At 53.3% G+C, this 21,815-nt stretch carries 13 protein-coding genes and 1 riboswitch; of the genes, 7 read left to right on the forward strand and 6 right to left on the reverse strand.

Features of this window, described 5'->3' with window-relative positions:
- The first annotated feature begins 334 nt into the window (after positions 1-334).
- Positions 335-3,007, forward strand: a complete 2,673-nt coding sequence (gene mutS, locus E5358_RS09945; RefSeq protein ID WP_135940041.1) for a DNA mismatch repair protein MutS — start codon at positions 335-337, stop codon at positions 3,005-3,007.
- A 102-nt stretch (positions 3,008-3,109) separates the two neighbouring features.
- Here mutS and E5358_RS09950 read toward each other — a convergent pair whose 3' ends face one another.
- Positions 3,110-5,851: a hybrid sensor histidine kinase/response regulator transcription factor gene (locus tag E5358_RS09950; protein ID WP_135940042.1), complete on the reverse strand. Its 2,742-nt coding sequence runs from the start codon at positions 5,849-5,851 to the stop codon at positions 3,110-3,112.
- 208 nt (positions 5,852-6,059) lie between these two features.
- Here E5358_RS09950 and E5358_RS09955 point away from each other — a divergent pair, with 208 nt between their 5' ends.
- From E5358_RS09955 to E5358_RS09965, 3 genes are all read left to right on the forward strand, one after another.
- Entirely contained in the window at positions 6,060-7,865 is a 1,806-nt protein-coding gene (locus E5358_RS09955; protein ID WP_277821248.1) for a glycoside hydrolase family 32 protein, read from the forward strand.
- Positions 7,866-7,939: 74 nt separating this feature from the next.
- The gene (locus E5358_RS09960) at positions 7,940-9,124 is read left to right on the forward strand and encodes an MFS transporter (RefSeq protein ID WP_168354636.1); all 1,185 of its coding nucleotides are present in this window, start codon (positions 7,940-7,942) and stop codon (positions 9,122-9,124) included.
- Between the two features lie 25 nt (positions 9,125-9,149).
- Complete coding sequence (locus E5358_RS09965) at positions 9,150-10,031, forward strand: carbohydrate kinase family protein (protein ID WP_135940043.1); 882 nt, start codon at positions 9,150-9,152, stop codon at positions 10,029-10,031.
- Positions 10,032-10,357: 326 nt separating this feature from the next.
- Here the strand turns inward: E5358_RS09965 and E5358_RS15115 are convergent, their stop codons facing one another.
- The 4 genes from E5358_RS15115 to E5358_RS09980 form a co-directional block, all read right to left on the reverse strand.
- Positions 10,358-10,459 carry a smalltalk protein gene (locus E5358_RS15115; RefSeq protein WP_168354637.1) on the reverse strand — a complete coding sequence of 34 codons (102 nt, stop codon included), beginning with the start codon at positions 10,457-10,459 and terminating at the stop codon, positions 10,358-10,360.
- A gap of 97 nt (positions 10,460-10,556) precedes the next feature.
- Positions 10,557-11,006 carry an HU family DNA-binding protein gene (locus tag E5358_RS09970; protein WP_135940044.1) on the reverse strand — a complete coding sequence of 150 codons (450 nt, stop codon included), beginning with the start codon at positions 11,004-11,006 and terminating at the stop codon, positions 10,557-10,559.
- A 157-nt stretch (positions 11,007-11,163) separates the two neighbouring features.
- Positions 11,164-11,673, reverse strand: coding sequence for a D-Ala-D-Ala carboxypeptidase family metallohydrolase (locus E5358_RS09975; protein WP_277821249.1), 510 nt, complete (start codon positions 11,671-11,673; stop codon positions 11,164-11,166).
- A gap of 225 nt (positions 11,674-11,898) precedes the next feature.
- Positions 11,899-12,267 (reverse strand): hypothetical protein, encoded by a 369-nt coding sequence (locus tag E5358_RS09980; RefSeq protein WP_135940045.1) that lies wholly within the window; start codon positions 12,265-12,267, stop codon positions 11,899-11,901.
- Positions 12,268-13,070: 803 nt separating this feature from the next.
- A riboswitch (cobalamin riboswitch) is annotated at positions 13,071-13,311 on the forward strand.
- A 46-nt stretch (positions 13,312-13,357) separates the two neighbouring features.
- On the opposite strand from E5358_RS09980, the gene E5358_RS09985 reads away from it, so the two are divergent.
- The 3 genes from E5358_RS09985 to E5358_RS09995 all read left to right on the forward strand — a co-directional run bounded on the left by E5358_RS09985 (position 13,358) and on the right by E5358_RS09995 (position 19,922).
- Positions 13,358-15,328, forward strand: coding sequence for a TonB-dependent receptor plug domain-containing protein (locus E5358_RS09985; RefSeq protein ID WP_135940046.1), 1,971 nt, complete (start codon positions 13,358-13,360; stop codon positions 15,326-15,328).
- Between the two features lie 71 nt (positions 15,329-15,399).
- Positions 15,400-16,650, forward strand: a complete 1,251-nt coding sequence (locus E5358_RS09990; protein WP_135940047.1) for a YncE family protein — start codon at positions 15,400-15,402, stop codon at positions 16,648-16,650.
- 356 nt (positions 16,651-17,006) lie between these two features.
- Entirely contained in the window at positions 17,007-19,922 is a 2,916-nt protein-coding gene (locus tag E5358_RS09995; protein WP_135940048.1) for a DUF4465 domain-containing protein, read from the forward strand.
- Positions 19,923-20,040: 118 nt separating this feature from the next.
- On the opposite strand, the gene E5358_RS10000 is transcribed toward E5358_RS09995, so the two are convergent.
- Positions 20,041-21,813 (reverse strand): RagB/SusD family nutrient uptake outer membrane protein, encoded by a 1,773-nt coding sequence (locus tag E5358_RS10000; RefSeq protein ID WP_135940049.1) that lies wholly within the window; start codon positions 21,811-21,813, stop codon positions 20,041-20,043.
- Between the last annotated feature and the right edge of the window lie 2 nt (positions 21,814-21,815).

A 21,815-nucleotide genomic window follows, 5' to 3' on the forward strand; every position in this document is an offset into this window, starting at 1 on the left:
AGAGGGTTTTCCACAGTTTCCACAGGATATAATAATCATCATAGTATTCTTTTTAAAATAATAAAAGGAATATATATATATTGATGGTCAGTGCCGACATCATTGACGCAATTGTCAGTACTGTCTGTGTTATCATTATTGTCAATTGTGGCAGTAGTGACAGTACTGTCGGGTCGGTCAATATTGTCATTCCTGCCACAATTGACAATGCTGTCGGAAAAAATCTCAAGAAAAATTTGGAATTCTTTGTGAAAAGCATTAACTTTGCAGAAGCACGGAAAGCGTGCGTTTCCAATGTATAACCTTTGTTTATAATAAAAAGACTACAATATTTATGGCAAAAAAAGCGGATGAGCTGACCCCTATGATGAGACAGTTCCGCGAGTTGAAGAGCAAGCATCCCGATGCGCTGCTCCTGTTCCGCTGCGGTGATTTCTACGAGACATACTGCGAGGATGCGGAGATTGCTTCGAAGATTCTCCACATGACCCTCACACACCGAAACAAGGGGGCGGCACAGGGAGAGGCGATGGCGGGATTCCCGTACCACGCCCTCGACACTCATCTGCCGAAACTCATCCGCGCCGGACAGCGCGTTGCCATCTGCGACCAACTGGAGGACCCGAAGAAGACGAAGACGCTCGTCAAGCGTGGCATCACGGAACTTGTCACTCCGGGTGTGGCGATGCAGGACAATGTGCTCGAGAACAAGGAGAACAACTTCCTCTGCGCCGTCCACCTCGGACGCGGGGCGGTGGGCATAGCGTTCCTCGACATCTCCACCGGTGAGTTCCTCTGCGGCGAAGGGTCTTATGACTATGCCATAAAAGCCATTGACAATTTCCAGCCCAAGGAGGTGCTTCTCGAACGCCGGCGCCGCAACGAGTTCTTCTCGCGCTTCCCGGCAAGGCTCTGCACCTACGAGCTTGACGACTGGGCGTTTGCCGAGGAGACGGCGGAAAAGGGGCTCTGCGACCATTTTGCCGTGAAGAGCCTGAAGGGCTTCGGCATCGACCACCTGAAGAATGGCATAGCGGCGGCAGGGGCGATAATGAACTATCTGGAGTTCACGGAGCATAAGATGTTAGGTCATATAACAAGCATCAGCCGCCTCGACACCGACAATTACGTGCGACTCGACACGTTCACCGTGCGCTCCCTCGAACTTCTGCAGCCTATGACCGAAGGAGGCGCATCGCTCCTCGGCATCATCGACAACACAGCCACGGCGATGGGCGGCAGACTGCTGCGCCGCTGGCTCCTGTTCCCACTGAAGGATGTGGCGAAGATTGTGGAAAGGCAGAACGTGGTGGAGCATTTCTTCCGCGCCACAGACCTACGCGCCACTGTCTCGGAACAGCTGCAAAGCATCGCCGACCTCGAGCGCATAACGGCGAAAATCTCCACTTTACGTGTCAATCCGCGCGAGCTCCGCTCCCTTGCCGAGGCACTCAGGGCGGTGGAGGTGCTGCGCACGGAATGCCTTGCCTCGGACAACAATGACCTCATAGCCCTTGCCCGGGAGCTTGACCCTTGTCCGGAGATGAGGGACAGGATACTGCGCGAGATAAATCCTGAGACACCCGTCCAGATTTCCAAAGGCAATGTCATCGGCGACGGCGTGGATGCGGAACTTGACGACCTGCGCCTTCTCCACCGCGACAGCAAGGACTATCTGCTCAAACTGCAGGCGGAGGAAGCCGAGAAGACGGGCATCCTGTCGCTGAAGGTTGGTTTCAACAATGTCTTCGGCTATTACCTTGAAGTACGCAACACGTACCGCGACAATGTCCCCGAGACATGGGTACGCAAGCAGACCCTCGCCCAGGCGGAGCGGTACATCACTCCCGAACTGAAGGCTTATGAGGAGAAAATCCTCAATGCCGAGACGCGCATCGCCGAGATAGAGCAGCGCGTCTACGACCGCCTGCTGCGCGACTGCCAGCGGATTGTCGTGAGGATACAGCGTGATGCTGCCCTTGTGGCGCGCCTTGACTGTCTCCTGTCGTTCGCCCTCGTCTCCCTGCACAGGAAATACAACCGCCCTGTCATCAACGACACGACCGCCCTGACCATAAAGGCAGGCCGCCACCCTGTCATCGAGGCGCGCATGGATTACGGTGAGGTGTATGTGCCGAACGACATACACCTTGACACGGAGAGCCAACAGATAATGATGATAACAGGTCCGAACATGGCAGGTAAGTCGGCTCTGCTGCGTCAGACGGCTCTCATCACACTGCTCGCCCAGACGGGATGCTTCGTGCCGGCAGAGAGCGCGGAAATAGGCATTGTGGACAAGGTGTTCACACGTGTGGGTGCGTCGGACAACATCGCCGCGGGCGAGTCTACTTTCATGGTGGAGATGACCGAGGCGTCGAACATACTTAACAACATCACGGCGCGCTCCCTCGTCATCTTCGACGAACTCGGGCGCGGCACAAGCACCTATGACGGCATTTCCATAGCGTGGGCGATTGTGGAGTATCTCCACGGCAGCAGCGACAGACCATCGGCGGCGCATCCGCGCACGCTCTTCGCCACGCACTACCATGAGCTGAACGAAATGGCGGAGCGGTTCCCGAGGATACACAACTTCAACATCTCCGTGGCGGAGGAAAAGGGCAAGGTGGTGTTCCTCCGCAAGCTCGTGCCGGGCGGTTCGGAGCATTCCTTCGGTATCCATGTCGCCGAGATCGCCGGTATGCCGGCGGAGATTGTGCGCCGTGCGAACATCATCCTGAAGAAGCTGGAGGAGAAAGGCAACGGCGCACGCAATTCGCTGACATCGTCGGAGCAGTCCGCCGGAACCGCCTCTGCGCCTGCCGTCGTCTCGGAAGGGCTGCCGGAGAGGAAGGGCACTGCCCCTGAGCTGTCATTCTTTCAATTGGAGGATCCTGTCTTGGAGCAGATAAGGGACGCACTCCTCTCGCTTGATGTTGACAATCTCACTCCTATCCAGGCTCTTAACAAGCTGAATGAGATAAAAGGAATTTTGGGAAACTGATGCCTTTGCAATTGTACATTTTGTAAAAAAATAAGCTGCCGCACGTGAAAGTGTATGTCTTTCTTACGTGCGGCAGCTATTATTACTGCTTTGTTTTTGTTTTTATTTCATCCGCGAGGTGCGCTGCTGAGTGTCGGAAGGGGATTCGTCGAACTGCTCACGGTAGCATTTGGTGAAGTAGCTTGGGGAGGAGAATCCGACGGCGTAGCACACTTCGGAGATTGTCAGGCGTGTGGATTTGAGCATCTTCTCGGCCTTGCGCAGGCGTATGATTTTCAGGAGCTCTGTCGGGGAATAGTTGGTGAGAGCCTTTATCTTGCGGTAAAGCTGCACACGGCTGAGCCCTGTCTTCGCGCCGAGGTCCTCTACGGTGAGGTCGCTGTTGCCGAGTTCCGCCTCCACAACCTCCACGAAACGGCGGTAGAACTCGTCGTCGATGTCACTCTGCGGCAGGAGATTGCTGTCAGGCTTGGTGAGTTCCGGAGCAGGTTTCTCCTTGTCTTCTGTCACTTGCAGGCTTATCCTTCGGCGGTTGAGAATCAGGGATTCGCACCTTGCCGTCAGCACGCGTGAGTTGAACGGTTTGGAGAGGTAAGCATCGGCACCGCATTCGTAGCCTGCCACGCGCTGCTCGTCGAGGGCACAGGCGGTGAGCAGAAGCACCGGAATGTGGGATGTCGTGACCTCGTTCTTCAGGTGTCGGCATGTCTCGAGACCGTCTGTTCCCGGCATCATCACGTCACAGATGATGATGTCAGGGATGTAGCGTGATGCCATTCGTATGCCCTGTGCACCGTTGGAGGCTTGGATGATATTGTATTTGTCGCAGAGCAGTCCGTAGACCAATGTGCGAATGTCCGCGTTGTCGTCTATGACGAGTGCTGTCGGTCTGCCGTCCGCCTCTTCCTGTTCAGGTTCCGGAGCTTCGATGTCGGCAAGTTCCTCGGTCACATCATCAGGGCTGTTAAGGCTCTCATGGCTTGAGAGATGCTTGTCGACATGGGTGACAGGCAGCTCTACAGTGAACACCGAGCCTTTTCCCTCCGTGCTTTCGACATCTATCGCACCACCGTGAAGCTCCACAAAGGATTTTGTCAGTGCCAGTCCTATGCCCGAGCCGTTAGGGGTAACCTGGTCGGCGCGGAAGAAACGTTCGAAAATCTGCTTTCTGTTCTCCTCGCTTATCCCCTGTCCGTTGTCAGAGACCTTTATGATGAGTTTTCCGTTCTCCTGTCTCATGTCCACCGCCACGCTGCCGTTCTGCGGTGTGTACTTGAATGCGTTGGAGATGAGGTTGAAGTAAATGCGCTCCAGTTTCTCTATGTCCACCGCCATGGAATAGCTTTCCGCCTCCATGATGTTCACCGTGAAAGCCAGATGCTTGCGTGCGGCAGCCCGGCGGAAGGCGTCCGACCAGTCCAGTATTGCCGTGCGCATATCGGTCTCCACGGGGTTGTAGGTCATCTTACCGTTCTCAGCCTTTCGGAAGTCGAGTATCTGGTTGATGAGCCGCATCAGCACCTTCACGTTCTTGTCCGCCAGGCGCATCATGGCAGACTGTTGAGGAGTGATGTTGTCCGCTCTGACCATCTGCGCCACAGGTTCTGCGATGAGCGTCAGCGGTGTGCGCAGGTCGTGGGAGACATTGGTGAAGAAGGTGAGTTTCGACTGTGTGGCATCGCGCAGCTGTTCGTAGAGCGAGGTCAGGGTCGCCTGCTGCTGTTCGAGCTGCTGTTTTTGTGCCATGATTGCCGCATAGTGGTGTTTTCGTGCCCAATAGTAGCGCAGCAGCATATAGAAAAGGATGGACAGCAGCACAAGAATCGCCACGACGGAGTACAGCACCGTGGTCTGTGCCGAATGCCGGCTCCAGTATTCGTCCACCTGCCCTTTCAGAGTCTTCACCTTGCGTGTCTCGTTCTGAATCTCTTGGTCAAGCATAAGCATCAGTTCGGCATTGTCCTTTGTCACCACGGTCGGTGTGGTGATGATTGTCTCTTCCTCAAACGGCGAGCCGTTGACAATGGCCAATGCTTTCCTGAACAGCAGGCTGCCCTCGGTAGGATAAAGGAATGTTGCGGTTATCACACCGTCGGCCACCGCCTTCAGACCTGTAGACGGGACACCGTCCACACCTATTATCTTCATGTCCTTGATGCCATGTTTCTTTGCCGCGTCCGAGGCTCCGATTGCCATACGGTCATTGTGTGCGTAGATGACGTTTATCTCCTGATGGACGGCAAGTATGGAGTCAGCCACGGCAAAAGCGTCCTCATAGTTCCAGTTACCGGCGGCTTTTGCCACAATCCTTGCCCTGCCGCCGTTCTCCGTCATCACCTCATCGAATCCGCTGCCACGCTTCATGGCAGGGGTGGAGCCCGGCAGTCCTGTGATTTCAAGGATGTTGAGTTCTTCATCGGATAGCAGCAAGGCATACTGTGCCGCCTTCACGCCGATGTCGTGATTGTCCGCTCCGACGAAAGCGGAGTAGCATTTCTCGCTTGCCTCACGGTCGAAGACCACGATTGGCATACCGCTATCGTGCAATGCCTTTATCTTCGGTGTGACGGCTTTTGCCTCGTTGGGCGAGACAATGATGATGTCAAAATCGTTCTTTGCGAAATATTCCAGGTCGGCTATTTGTTTGGCATTGTTGTCATCGGCGGAACGTATCTCCACCTCCACTTCCGGATGGAAGATTTCCTCGCGCATTATTTCTTCGTTAAGCGTCATGCGCCAGTCGTCGGTGCTGCATTGCGACACACCGATGCGCACTTTCTTTTCCTCGGTGCATCCTGTCATGAAAAAGGCAGACAGCAGAAACAGATACAGGAATAGTTTCATCTTAGGTTTCAGGTTATGGGTTGTGGTTTTAGTTTATTTCAGGTTCATCTGCAAAATTAATGCTTTTTGCGGAATTATCCACGTTACAATCGTTAAAAATGATGTTACATGAAACGGCATTACTAAATAATGTATCATTTTTTATCGCCTGAATGCCGATTGATTATTAATTTTGCAGCAGAAATCTGAATTAAAAACAAGTACAGACATGAAATCGACACTCGTAACACTAATCTTTATCCTGACAACCCAACTGGCATGGGGAGCACACCAATCCCTCAAATTCATGCACCCCGCACCCGACCACACACTGGTAAAGGTGAAGCCTACCGGAAAGTATCTCATCCTTCCCGTAGAAGAAAACCGCGAGGACTCCAGAATCGATGTCCTGGTGAACGGTGAGAAGGTGACAACGCTCTTCGTGCGCCTGGCAGAGAACAATGTGGACTACAGCGTGCCGTTTGACCTCTCGCCGTATGCGGGCAAGGGCGAGATTCTCCTTAGTATAATAAGCCCTGTTAACAACCGCGAACATTCGCGCCAGGCCACCGAGATTCTTTGCTGGAACGAGATGAGCGTCTCCGACTCCTTTGACACAAGCAACAAAGAGAAGTACCGCCCTACCTACCACCACACTCCGCTCTACGGATGGATGAACGACCCGAACGGAATGTTTTACAAGGATGGCGCATGGCATCTTTATTATCAGCATAACCCTTATGGCTCAAAATGGCAGAACATGACATGGGGACACTCCTCTTCCACCGACCTCGTCCATTGGACTCACCACCCGGAAGCCATACGCCCTGACGGACTGGGGACAATCTTCAGCGGCAACAGTGTCATCGACCATGACAACACCGCAGGCTTCGGCGCAGGTGAGGTGATAACCCTCTACACCTCATGTGACAAGAGCCAGGTGCAGAGCCTCGCGCACAGCAGTGACAACGGCATGACATTCACGAAATATCCGGGCAACCCTGTCATCGTCACTCCCAATGAGGCACGCGACCCTAACATATTCCGGAACAGCGGCATAAACAAATGGAACCTTGTCCTCGCCGGAGCCATGGACCACGAGATGCACATCTTCAGCTCGCCAGACCTCAAGGAGTGGACCTACGAAAGCTCTTTCGGCAAAGGCTACGGAGCACAGGACGGCGTGTGGGAATGCCCTGACCTCTTCCAACTCGATGTGCCGGGGACAAACGAGAAGAAATGGGTGCTCCTCTGCAACCTTAACCCCGGAGGAAAGTTCGGCGGTTCGGCAACACAATATTTCATAGGCGAGTTTGACGGCAAGAAATTCACCTCCGACTACGCCCCTGAGGACACTCTCTGGATGGACTTCGGCAAGGACCATTACGCCACCGTCACATGGAGCGACGCTCCCGAAGGGCGACGCACGGCGATAGGCTGGATGAGCAACTGGCAGTATGCCAACGAAGTGCCGACAAAACAGTTCCGCAGCGCAAACACTCTGCCACGCGACTTATCACTATTCCACAGCCCTGAAGGAAAACTCCTCCTCGCATCCAAACCTGCCAAGGAACTCGCCGATATGCGCGGAGAGGCACGAAGCTACGGCAGATTCTCCGTATCGCAGAAAGGCAGAACGTTCCGTCTCCCTGACGGCAAAGGTATGGAGATAGTCATGGACTACAGCCTCAATGCCAAGTCGGATGTATCACTGACCCTCTCCAATGCCAACGGCGACAAAGTCATCATGACCATCGATGCCAAGGACATGACCTTCACCATGGACCGCACAAAGAGCGGTGAGGTCAGCTTCAGCCGCCATTTCCCTGCCGTCACCGTTGCTCCGCTCTCCAAGGACGCTCCTGCGGGAACCATACGCATCTTTATCGACTCCTCGTCCATCGAGGCGTTCGACTCTGAAGGAAGGTTTGCGATGACCAACCTTGTCTTCCCTACCCAACCGTACTCCACCATCACCGTGAAGGGCAAAGGAAAGGGAAAAATAAAGAAACTGAATGCATATAAAATAAAGTAGATACGACAAATTGACAAGTTGACAAGTTGACAACTTGACAATCTGCCCCCCCCAAAAAAAAAACATCCTCAACAATGGAAAACAACAAAACCCTCGCTGCTGGACAAAAATCATTCCTGGCACAGATAATCCCAGTCATGCTGTGCTTCTTCGCCATGGGTTTCGTCGACCTCGTGGGCACAGCGTCCAACTATGTGCAGAAGGACCTCAGCCTTACCGACTCGCAGGCTAACCTCTTCCCGTCACTCGTGTTCTTCTGGTTTCTCATCTTCTCAGTGCCTACGGGACTGCTGATGAACAGGATAGGACGCAAGAACACTGTCCTCGTGTCGCTCGCCGTCACCCTCACATCGCTCGTCATCCCTGTCTTCGCTGACAGCTTCACGGCAATGCTCCTGGCTTTCTCCTTCCTCGGCATAGGAAACGCCATCATGCAGACATCACTCAACCCACTTGTGAGTAACCTCATGAGCTCCGACCACCTCGCCTCCACACTCACCTTCGGGCAGTTTGTCAAGGCGATAGCGTCATTCCTCGCACCTATCCTCGCGGCATGGGGAGCGACAACCCTCATGCCTACACTCGGCATGAACTGGAAAGTGCTCTTCCCTATCTATGCCGCAGTGTGCACCATCACCATCGCCATGCTCGGAGCAACACCCATCGAGGAGGAGCAGCCTGACAAGGCATCAAGCGTGACGGACTGCATCAGGCTCCTCGGACGCCCGTTCATCCTCCTCTGCTTCCTCGGGATAATGTGCCATGTGGGCATAGATGTCGGCACAAACACCACAGCACCGAAAATCCTCATAGAACGCCTCGGCATGACTCTCGAGACTGCCGGATTCGCCACAGGCGTCTACTTCATCTTTCGCACCGCAGGATGCTTCCTCGGCTCGTTCATCCTGCGCTCCTGCTCCGCAAGGAAATTCTTCACCGTGAGCGTGGTAATGATGCTCTTGGCGATGATAATCCTCTTCTCTGCATCCTCGCTCTACCTCATCTATGCCGCAATAGCCATGATAGGCTTCGGTAACTCTAACATCTTCCCGGTGGTCTTCGCACAGGCTCTGAACAACAGCCCGAAGGAGAAGAACGAGGTCTCGGGACTGATGATTATGGGACTCTTCGGCGGCACAATCTTCCCGCTTGCCATGGGCTTCGCCAGTGACATCCTCGGCGGACAGGCAGGGGCAATTGCCGTGATGACCATCGGAGCAGCGTATCTCCTGCTCTACTCCGCACGCATAAAGAAATAATCACCTTAAAAACAAATACAAATCTATGAACAAATTCATCGTAGGTCTCGGAGAGGCTCTCTGGGATGTCCTTCCGGAAGGAAAGAAAATCGGCGGCGCACCTGCCAACTTCGCATACCATGTCTCACAGTTCGGACTTAAAAGCCTTGCAGTGAGCGCAATAGGAAAAGACAAGTTGGGCGAGGAACTTCTCGAAAGGTTTGACGAGAACGGACTCAACTGCCACATCCCTGCCGTGGACTACCCTACCGGCACCGTGCAGGTGGAAATCGACCGGGCGGGCATCCCGCAGTACAGCATCAAGGAGAACGTGGCATGGGACAACATCCCTTTCACTCCGGAACTGGAGGAGATAGCCCGCAACACTCGCGCCGTATGCTTCGGTTCGCTGGCACAACGCTCCGTGGTCTCACGCACCACAATCCTCAATTTCCTCGATGCCATGCCGAAGGATGAGGACACTCTGAAAGTCTTCGATATCAATCTCCGCCAGGGATTCTATAACAAGGAAATCATCTGCGAGTCCCTCCGCCGCTGCAACATACTGAAAATAAACGATGAGGAGCTTGTCACCGTGAGCCGCCTGAAAGGCTATCCGGGCATAGACCTTCAGGACAAGTGCTGGATACTCCTCGGCAAGTATAACCTCAAGATGCTCATCCTCACCTGCGGTGTCAACGGCAGTTATGTCTTCACCCCGGGCAGCGTGTCCTTCAAGGCAACTCCTGTGGTGGAGGTTGCCGACACAGTGGGAGCAGGCGACTCGTTCACGGCGGCGTTCCTCTCCTCAATCATCAAGGGCAGGTCCGTGGAGGAAGCCCACGAGACAGCGGTGAACACCTCAGCATTCGTATGCACCCAAAACGGTGCGATGCCCATACTCCCGAAGGAGATTATCGGAGAATAAATAAGTGGTTAGTGTGGTGTGTAAGCAAAAATACACACGCACAAAAAAAATGTTAGTTGTTTTTATATTAAGAAAAGAGTGTCGCTCATCCCAATTGACGGCACTCTTTTTTTTACACTGATGATGTTTTTGTTGGTGTCGGTAAAATGCAAATACATCCCTTATTGTGTACGTAATGTACGGATGTTTCTGGGCAGAGAACCGCGTTAGTGGTGACGCGGTTCCCAAGCCCCCTTTTTTTGAAGAAAAACCTCATAAGATGGTGATATATGAGAGTTTTGCTGCTTATCATTGTTTTTTTTACAGGACGACACCAATATATTTTTTTACAGACCATAGCAGCTTGTCACACCAATCGATGTGCCTATCGCCGTAAGGATGGCGACAATAAGCTGGATAATGTATTTCACGGTTTCTTTCTTAGTCATGTTTTTTAGGTTTTGGGTTGATGGTTTTAGTAAAGAAAGGAAAAGGGTGCGCCCTCCCCTATTTTCCCGTTTTGGAGACCGGGGAGGGCGCAAAGGGTCAGGCAGCAGACTCCTTGACAATGTTCTCAGGAACCCTGGTGCACTTGGTGCCATAGGTGAGAACGGAGATTACCTTGCCGGAGGCAGTGTCCTTCTGCTTTGTCGGGAGGAAAAGCACCCTTGTGCCCACAATGTTCTTCTGGACAGAGAACTCCTCAAGGCTCTCGGCACCCTTGCTGCGGAGTGACATCTTGAAAGTGCCGAGACCGTCGAGCTTCACGGCATAGGAATTCTGGAGCTGGGTCTTTATCTCATAGATGAGAGCCTCTATGCAGCCCTTGACATCCGACTTGGTGAGGGAACATTTCTCCTCTATGCGTTCGGCAATCTTGTCCGTGGACACTGTGTTTACGATGACGGCATTGGCGTACCACTTGTTGTTCGCAGGGTCTACACGACCGTCTGAATACTTGCGTTCGATTTTCTTGACTTTGTAAAGTACTGGCATAATAAATTAAATGTGTTTGTGTTGTTAGAAAAAAGGTTAATTAAAAAAAAGACAGTAATGACAATTGTGTCAGTAATGACAGTATTGTCGGGTCGGTCAATATTGTCAATAATGACAGTACTGTCAATACTGACGACCCGTTCCCGGCGGCTCATCCCTACCCCACCTTCCGCAGTGCCTTGGCGGAATTGTCAGGCATCTCGTAGTGCATGAAATGCTGGCGGCGCAGATGCTCGATGCTGTACGAGACATGTATCCACTGCGCATTGTCCCTCCTGCGGCACTCGTAGATGAGCTGGTCGTAAGGCAGCGTCTGGCGGATGAAGTCAAACATCTTCTTCCCCACCTCCGCATTGGGGACAAAGATGTCGGCAGCCTCGCCGTAAAGATGCTGGGAGAACTCCGCCCCGCCCACAGCCTCGTTGACCTTCTTGGAACGGTAGCCGCTCGTGATTCTCAGCACACCGAACCTGCGCCTCAGAGGTTCAAGGACATTCTCGCAGAGCAGCCGCAGATTGACCACCGCAAGCTCCGTGGGCTTGTTGTCCCACCCATGGCGTATCGCCGTGGCAGAACGGCTCATCTCCGTAATGGTGAAATGTTCGCTGAGCTTCTCGCGCTCCGGTTCCCTGACCGGGAAAGGGTTCATCATGATTGTGTTTTCCATAGTAAAAAGAATGATTGTTAGGTTTTTCAATGATTGTTAAAGTGCTTGTTTCGTTTAGCTGGTGCAAAGGTACAACATTCTGCAAGCGATTCCAAATTTTATGGGGGTATGAATGGGGGTATCATGCCCAAAGCCTTACGGTCAGTGCTGAAAATACGGTCGGTACTGTCAGTATTGTCAGTTCTGTCACAACTGTCGGTACTGTCGTTGCATTCATTGCTGCCTTCATCTGACAATCCCCTCCCAGAACCGATCCAGTCCTGCCCTGCCGCCTGCCGAAGCAGCCGACTCCATCCTGCTGAAAAGGCTCGCCCTGCGAACCCCTTTCCTGCCCTCCGCACGGAACGCCTTGGAAGAAGGGTTGCGCGGAGGAACCATACCGAAAACCTTGAACACACGCCCCACAAGATACGTGAACGTGGCATAGCTCCCGTCCGCCATCACTATCCCGCAATGGTAGTAGACCTCATGAAGCAGTTCCAGAAGGTCCCTCTTCGTGCCCCTCCACTGCAAACCGTCCTTCTCCTGCATTGACAGCAGAAGCCTCACTTTCTCCGTCATCTCCACGATGACCATACGTCGTAATTCCTTCATTGTTCTTTGTTTATTCGCCCCGCCGTCACGCGACAGGGCACTGTTCTTACTCTCAGCGGCAACCCATCAGTCTGCACTCCCCTATTATATATATATATTACAGCTATATATCACAGCCAAAGCAGACTACACCACTGTTTCGGCTGCGAAATTACACTATAATCGTGAACAATAAGTTCACTCGCCCAATTTTCTTGGTTAAAAAACATTATATATTAAATAATTTTCAGTTAATGTTTCCATATATGCAATAAAATGCCTGATTGCCTTGGTTTGCATCTTTTTTCCTGTCTTGCAGGATTTCCAACAGCTGCTTATGCCAAAAGGTTACTCTTCAGTCGCATTTCCATTACCTTTTGGACGGTGGAGGGTAGGCTTTTGCATGGCAGGTGGTAACCTTTTGCAGCACGGAATGTGTGGAAAAGTCACGAAAAAGCGTGGAAAAGCGTGTATAAACGGTGGAAAACATGCGGAAAGCGATGTGGAAAAGGCGTGGGTTATCAACAGCGGCTTTTTCTTCAGAAGGCGTGGACGGTGGAGTGGGGATAACTCGCGGAGTTATCATCGTGCTTTCAACAGGTTGTTGTCATCAGGGCGTCGGAATGTAAAGTGCTGAGAGTAAGGGAGGAACAGGAGGGTGGGAGAGGGTTTTCCACAGTTTCCACAGGATATAATAATCATCATAGTATTCTTTTTAAAATAATAAAAGGAATATATATATATTAATGATCAGTAATGACCAACCCGACAATACTGTCTGAAAAAAATCCAAGAAAAATTTGGAATTCTTTGTGAAAAGCATTAACTTTGCAACCGCAATTGGTTCTCCGCATCCGCAAGGGTGACGGGGCTAAGATGGGAACGCGGTGAGATTCCGCGACATTACCCGATGCTGTGAGTCCTTTCTTTCAAGGGCAGCCACCAATCGCCACTGGACCGTCAACGGACATTAGGAAACTCCGTTGGCAATTTGTCCGGGAAGGCGGACTGCCACACATATAACAAGGATGAAGTCAGAAGACCTGCCAACTTTGCCAATAGTAACAAGTGCCCACGGGATTATGGACACGGAAAAAACAAATCTCCAATCATGACCTATGACAGAAGGGCTCTGCGGCTCATCATGTTCGTCTGTACCATTCTCATGTCATGCCCGTACTGTCATCATGTGCGGGCGCAGGACTCCTTTCCGCCTTCCGTGGCAGGGGAGGACCGGCAGGACACCATCGCCACGGTCAATGTCTACGGCAGACGGCCGCTTGCCACGCGCCAGACACTCGCCGGAAAGGAGCTGCAGGCTCTCTCGGCGACAAGCATCGCCGACGCCCTGAAATACTTTGCCGGCGTGCAGATAAAGGACTATGGCGGACTGGGCGGCATGAAGACCGTCAACGTGCGCTCCCTGGGCGCGCAGCATGTGGGGATATACATCGACGGCATACGTGTCACCAACGCACAGAACGGCACCGTGGACCTCGGGAAGTTCTCACTCTCGACCATGGAGACCGTGGAACTCTACAACGCCAACAAGCTCGACGACTGCCAGTCGGCGTCGGAATATGCGTCCGGGGCGACTGTCTACCTCCGCACACGCCGTCCGCAGAAGGACTCCCTCTCGGCACAGCTGAGGACAGGGTCGTTCGGGACATGGATGGCAAAGGTCAATCTGCAGGCAAAGCGGCGGGGATGGGCAGGCTTCATCGACATCGAGGGCTTGACCACAAAGGGCGACTATCCGTTCCGCTACAAGTCGGAATATGAGGACACCATCGGGCGTCGCAAGAACTCCGACATAAAGTACGGCAGGGTAGAGGGCGCACTGTTCAACGGCGGTTTCTCCTCGCACATCTACTACTACTATTCCGAACGAGGATGCCCGGGAGGCATTGTGCGCAGGCTCTCGGACAAGTACACGAACATCGGAAGGGAATGGGACGGCGATTTCTTCATACAGTCGGCTTACTCCCGGCAGTTCGGCAGCCACCGCATAAAGGTCAATGCCAAATATGCCAACGAGTACCTGCATTACTGCACGGACTATCCCGAGAACCAGAACACTGCCCGCGTCGACAACCATTATCGTCAGGAGGACCTCTACGGCGCGGCCTGCTACAGTTGGCAGCCGTGGCATTGGCTGTCGCTGAGCACAAGCTACGACATACGCTATTCTAAGCTGCATGCCGACCTGAAGTATTTTGACACTGTCCATCGCACCGACCAGAAGCAGGTCATCGCGCTGCAGACGGACTGGAGGGGCATACGCTTCGCAGCGTCACTGCTCCACCAGCACTATAAGGATCACACACGCACCCATGCCGGTGCGGCAGAACCGCTTGACAAGTTCACTCCTGCCGTCTCCCTCGCCTGGTCGCTCCGCGGACTGACCGTGAGGGCGTGGTACAAGAAAATCTTCCGCGTGCCGACGCTTAACGACCTCTACTATACTCAGACGGGCAACCGCAACCTGAAGCCGGAGTACACGAAGCAGTGGAACATCGGTGCGGAATGGCGGCACGCCACAAGGCTGTGGACATTCTCCGTGCAGGCTGACGGTTACATCAACAGGATTGAGAACCGCATCGTCTGTCTGCCGCTGAAAGGCACCTACACATGGTCGATGATGAACTACGGCTACACATTCTGCCGCGGACTGAACGCCACAGGCAACGCACGCCTGAACCTCCGCGACTGGAACTTCTCGCTGCTCACTTCCCTGACATGGCAGCGTGACCTTGACCGCACGGACACGGAGAGCGAGACCTACGACAAGCCGATATGCTATTCGCCGACCCTCTCCTACGGACTGACGGGCATCATCGGGTGGCGCAGTCTCTCGCTGACGGTCTCCGACCTCCATGTGTCGGAGCGCATGTGGTCGTATGCCGACCCGGAGGATGTCCTCAAGCCGTACAACAACATCGACCTGAAGCTCTCCTGCACATGGCGCAACTATGGCGTGACACTCGAAGTGAACGACCTCCTGGACGAGCAGTATGAGCATATCCCGCGCTATCCCATGCCGGGACGCAACTACCGCCTGACGGTCAGCTTCTCGCTGTGATTATTAACCCGACAATACTGACAATCCTGGCACAACTGACAATACTGTCGGAAAAAATAAAAAAATAACCAATGAAAACAACCCTCACAACCCTCCTCCTTGCCCTTCTCGCCCTTACGGCTTCGGCGCAGGAGAAAATCATCCTCCTCAACGAAGGCAACTGGCAGTCGGACAATGCGCGCCTGACCTACTTCGAGGACGGCCGCATAGTAAGCAACAAATGGTTCCGCGACGTGAACGGCTACAAGATAGGCGACACGCCCAACGACATCATACAAATCAACGACAACCTCATCGCCATCGCCGTCAACTGGTCAAACATCGTGCAGTTCATCACCCCCTCGGGCAAGGCGGTGGCTGCCACGGAGGATGTGCCGAACATCAGGAAACTGGCAACCGATGGGCGGTATGTCTACGTGACAAGCTATGCCCACGAGTGCGGAGCGATGACCTTCACAAAGGGCTTTGTGGCAAAGATTGACACCGAGACATTCAAGGTCGTGGCAGCCACCGAGGTGGGCTACGAACCGGAAGGCATAGCCTGCTACGACGGACACCTCTTTGTCGCCAACTCCGGAGGCTACGCCTTCCAGGAGGGGCATGACTACGAGCGGACGGTGAGCATCCTTGATGCCGCGACAATGCGGGTCGTGAAGACTGTTGACACGGGAGTGATAAACCTCTATGGCAAGATGTCGCAGAGCGGAAAGTTTCTCATGATAAGCTCTCCCGGCGACTACTACGAGAACCCTGCACGCAGCATCGTCTTCGACTGCCGCAAGGCTCTCGACGGCGAGGCGCAATGCTTTCAAGTGCTTGATTTCCCTGCCACTTACAGCACGGCGACAAGGGAGGGTGCGTTTCTCTGCATAGGTTCGTCGTACTCCTATCTCACAGGCAATTATGAGTTCTCCCACCACACCGTCAACCCTTCCGAGGTCATGGCATCGGGAGGGACAAGTGGAGTAGGGGAGGCGTTCCCCGGCACCGTGGCAAGGGACATTGAGGCATTTGCGCAGCCTTACGCCTTTTACATGAATCCGTACACCGGCTATCTTTACGCCACCGACGCCGCAGGCTATGTCTCCGGAGGAAAGATGCATCAGTGGGACAGCAACGGCAGGCACCTCGGCGAGTATGGCGTTTATATCAATCCCGGACATTTCCTTGCCCTTCCGCCCGACGGCAAGTTTACGGGAATCATGGAGGTTGCCGCCCCTGTGTCTGACGGCGCTTTCTACGACCTCACCGGCAGGCGCGTCACTGACCCTCTCCCCGGCGGTATCTACATAAGGGACGGCAGGAAGATAATCAAGAAGTAAGTTTTTTTTTATTATGTTATGTGGATGATTTGAAACGCATATCCTTCCGCGCCCCATGGTGTGGAAGGATATGCCCAAATCCCCTTTTACCCCTGTAAAAGCAAAAGCCATGAGAAAACTGTTCGCAATCATCAGCATCTACATCAAGAACGTGAGGAAAGCGATATTCCGGAAATAATGATGTCCGATTTTAACCTTTGCATAAAATATGCCGGTGTACATCGGAACCGCGTCAGACTCTATGGTCACAAAGGATGTTCGGGTGTAAACGTATATATAATCAGATATGTATTGTATTTTAAGTAAACAATTAATTTTGTAAATAATATTCCATTTTTATAAACCAAAAAAAATCAATGAGAAGAATCTTTACTTCCCTGCTTTTGACGGCAATGGCTGTCATAAGCGTTTCCGCAGCAAACGTTGTCGTGAAGATGAACAGCATCGCCAAGACAATGACTCTGGCAGAGAAGGCGACGGGAAAGGCTGTCGCCACAGGTGAGCCGTCAGGCACAACCTACACTTTCGAGGCTCCCTCGGGCGAGTATGTCCTCACAGGCTATGCCTCTGACGGCACTACTGTCACAGGAACGACGGAGCTGACTGTCACGGACGCCGGTGGGCAGGAGTTCGCAGTGTTCACCATAACAGCCTATGCCACAAACAAGAAGACTGTCCTCGTGGACGGTGAGGAGAAGAGCGTGGACTGGGAGGAAGGCACTGACTACTCCACCACTGCCTTTGCGTCAAGCCGTGAGGGAGAGACACGCACAATCACTCCGGGTAAGAGCACTTCAGGACAAACAACTTTCAACGTGCTGAGCGGTGACAGCTACCGTGTGGAGCTTGTCCCTTCAGAGGAGCACGCAACAGAAGGCTACCTGCCGTTCATGCAGAGCGGTACGGTGAATTTCAACGTTACAGTCAAAGGCGCTGTTCCTATGGGCTATGCCTACACTGTCACCGTGCCTGCCGATGCCGGACTGATTATAGGGCAGAAGACAGCGCATTTTGTGGACTTTGCGAAGGTTGAGCCTAAGAGCATTGCCAACGAAGGCGGTGCAAAGAAGTACAACTATGTCCTTGCTGCAGGCGGACAGTATAATTTCCGCACATGGCGCAAGGGTGGTTTGACAAATGCCGGTATCTTCACCATGAATGCCGACGAGGCGAAACGCCCTGTGCTGTCTTTCACCGATGAGGACTATAAGGCGGCAGACCCTAAGTTTGTTGACCGTGACGTGAAGTCCAACCAAGGCTACAACGTTGCGGACATCTTCGTGAACATAAACGAGAAAGGTCATCTCAGGATGAATGCCGGCGACTCATTCGACGCTCATGCCATGCGTTCATGGGAAATTGTCGACGGCATAACAAGCAACTATTTCATCGAACCGGATTTCCACTACACCGTGCTGAACGAGGACGGCACGCCTGACAACTCTGTCATCGCCATTGACCGGGAGCCGGGCAGCGCATGGGCGGCAATCAAGGCGAAGAAGGACGGCACTGCCATTGTCCTTGTGGGATATGACGCAATCAGTGCTTGCCAGTATAACAACAACGGCGAGAAGAAGGACATGACAGGCGGCTCACTGTGGGGCGCGATATGGCCGGAGAACACTGCCGCCTACGTTGTCACGGTAGGAGGGAAGGAGAGTGGCATAACTCCTAACATGACCGTCAATGCAGGACGCAACACTGCCGACAAGAAGCTCGCCGGTGACAATGTGGATGCGGAGCTGGATGTCTTCTACTACGCAAAAGGGACAGACGGCTATGCCTACACCTTCAAGCCGGAGGGCGTGCAGACGGTCACTGTGGCTTATCCCGAACTTAGCTCTGCGACAGCGACTTACAAGGGCTTCTCTGCCGAGGGTGTGAAGAAGAACGAGGACGGTTCTTTCACCATACTGCTGAAGCACGGACGACAGATTGTGAAGCTCGAGGCAGAGAACGGTGCTGCCGACTATCAGGTGATGACGGCGAAAGAGGTGGCTTACACTCTCACCAACGCCACAAACCCGGAGAGCGAGACTTTCAGCGCAGGCGACAAGGTGGACATAAGGTTCAGCACCCTGTTCCACCCTGCAAACAAACTTGCGGGAATACATAACTTCCGCGCTGCCATAAACTATAACAAGACCTCCGAGGGTGTTGTCCTCGGCAGTGCAAGCGCCAACCAGTATGCGTTCGCTTCCACAGAGAAGGCGCAGACCGTCTCCCTCACTCTCCCTGCCGATTGGGACGGAAAGGAGAATGTGAAGCTCTCCGAAGGCTCTGTCTGCATCACTTATTTCGGTGACCCTCTCGGCAGCCACCGCACTGTATCACGCCTGAACGGACGCAACCCTAACTTTACTGCTGTGCAGCAGAACACATTCCTCTGCTCACTGCCTGACATCGAGATAGGCAACCCTGCCGTCCACGGACTTGCCGTTGCCACTCTCGAGGATGTGGAGCTTGCCGAGGAAAGCCACATGCCGCAGTTCACCGCAGAGGACGAGGAGGCTATGGGCTTCCAGAGCGGTGATTTCTGGTTTGACATGTATGTGATGAGCGAGTATGAGACATGGTGGGGTTATGGCGTTGCCAACCACACGTCTACGGACTACAAGGAGTTTGCCGACCAGTTCAACTCCTGCACGGGAAAGGGTGCCGACGGTTCAAAGAACTATGGCATCGCTTATGTCAGTGACTACATGGGACCGGTCAATGTGACCCTCACCACCGATGAGATGACGGCTGTGCCGGGCGTACAGGTGACAAACGCCGCATGGAGCCTTTCTTCAATGGCTAACGGCGACGGTGTGGCAAAGAGGTTTGGCAAGGGTGACTGGTTCAAGCTCACTGCCACAGGCTATGACGATGAGGAGAACATCACGGGAACGAAGGAGTTCTACCTTGCCGACTGTCGTTCGGAGGACAACACGGAATGGTTCATCCTCAACGACTGGGCGTTCATGGATCTGTCCGGTCTCGGTGCCGTGCGTCAGATTCGCTTCACTCTCTCAAGCAGCGACAATGGCACATGGGGCATGAACACTCCTGCTTACTTCTGTTATGACAACCTCGGCTGTGAGGGCACGGAGGAGACTCCTAAGGGCAACTACAACGATGTTGTGACAGCGATAAGCAATGTCAGCACATCGACAGTCGCTCTCCGGCAGCGCTTCGACCTTCAGGGACGCCAACTCAATGGTGCACAGCGCGGCGTGAACATCATCCGCACCGCTGACGGCAAGGTGATGAAGGTGGTGAGTGGCAGGTAGTCAGTACTGACATAACTGACAATACTGTCAATATTGACTAATATCCTTAAAAGAGGCGGGCATCCACCACGGATGCCCGCCTCGATTACTTTTTTGTTTGCAGTGAAGCGGCAGACATTCAGAAGGCAGGATATCCCGGATTCTGAGTGTAGCGTCCTCCTGAGAAATTGTATTGTGGGACAGGGATAGGATAGTATTCATCCTTGCCTTCCGTAAACTTTGCGCCTGAGTAGTAAATGCGGTTGTCACATTCTGTCTCAAGGTAGGAATTCATCACTTTGTCGGCAATACCCCAGCGTACGAGATCGAAGAAACGCTCGCCTTCGAATGCTTTCTCAAGGCGTGTCTCGGTGCGGAGTGCCTGTCTCGCATAGTCCTGTGTCCATCCTGTGGCAGGATATTCCTTGATGAGATAGTTGGCGGCAGGCTTCGTGTTGTCGTTGAAATCCTTGACGCAAGGACTGCCGGCAGCGCGGCGGCGAATCTTGTTGATGATGTCGCGCGCTGTCCCAAGGTCATCACCTGTCTCGATGAGAGCCTCGGCTTTCCAGAGAAGGAGGTCGACAGTGCGGATAATCTGCCAGTTGAGCGATGATGCTCCCCAAGGCCAGCCCTGGTACATGTCGCCTGACTCAGGGGAAACCCAGAAACGCTTCACGCAGTTATGGCCGTAAGTCTCGCGGTCACGTACCCATGACCGGCATGGCGTGTCGGTGTAAGTCTTCCATGTTATGCCCGGGCGTCCGATGACAAAGTCAAGGCGAGGGTCAACGGTGTGGTCAGCGTTGGAGAGGATTTGTGTGTTGTCGTCTATGAATTTCACCACAGAGAAGTCAGGCAACGACTGATAGTTGAACACCGGCAGACCGTTCTCGTCAGTCTGGTAGGCATTGATAAGGTCCTGTGAAGGGAGGAAGAATCCGTCGCCATGGTAAGGAGAGTTGCCGCCGGGAGAGTTAAGGAGCTGGCTCCAGTTGATGCGTCCGGCAGAAGGGCTGCCGTCATTCATGGAGTACTGTACGGCGAAGACAGACTCTTTTCCGTTCTCGTTAGCTATAATGTCAAGTCCCTGGAAGTCAGAGAGCAGGCCGTAGCGTCCTGTTGCGAGCACTTGGTCGACGAGTGAGACTACCTCTCCCAAGAGTGTTTTGTCCACGCTGACAACCTTATGAGTTGTCTCATCCTGCTTGTAAGCCTGATAAAGCTTCACCTTTGCCGCATAAGCGAGTGCCACGTATTTATGTATGCGTCCCACCTCCGGTTGTGTCTCAGGCAGCATGTTGGCAGCCTCAAGGAGCTCGTTGGCAATCATTCCGAGCAGTTCGTCGCGTGAATACTTGTCGTTAGGGATGCTGACATAGTCCGGAGTCTCAACATTCTCGTCGAAATAAGGTACTTTCTTGAACAGGCGGACAAGGTCGAAGAAGAAGTGGGCGCGCAGCACCTTCATCTCTGCCATGCGGCTCTGCCTGTGATTTATCTCGGAATCAGAATAACTGTTAAGCACTTTGAGGGCAGCGTTGGTGCGCTGGAGCTGGCAGTAGAGGCGGTACCATTTGTTGTCAAGGTTCCAGTTGCTGGCATCGACATCGAAGATTTCCATACGGTGTATCTCGTTCACGTCACCGGTGCCGCCGCCGCCTTTGTAAGCATTGTCGGACCGCACTTCGCCATACGCCCAGTTGTTTGCAGGGTAGAAGCAGCCATTATCCTGTTCGTTTACTCCGCCGAGTGCAGCATAAGCCGCATTACATAGGAGTTCTGCGCCTTCGCTTGTTCCCATCACTCCGTCGTTGAGCGAACCTTGTGGGGTGTTCTCCAAAAAGTCGTCAGAGCAGGAGGACACAGTGGCTGCCATTATTATTGTCGGAAGGATATGTTTGAATTTCATGT

The sequence above is a fragment of the Palleniella muris genome, from assembly GCF_004792655.1.
GTDB classification, from domain to species: Bacteria; Bacteroidota; Bacteroidia; order Bacteroidales; family Bacteroidaceae; genus Prevotella; species Prevotella muris_A.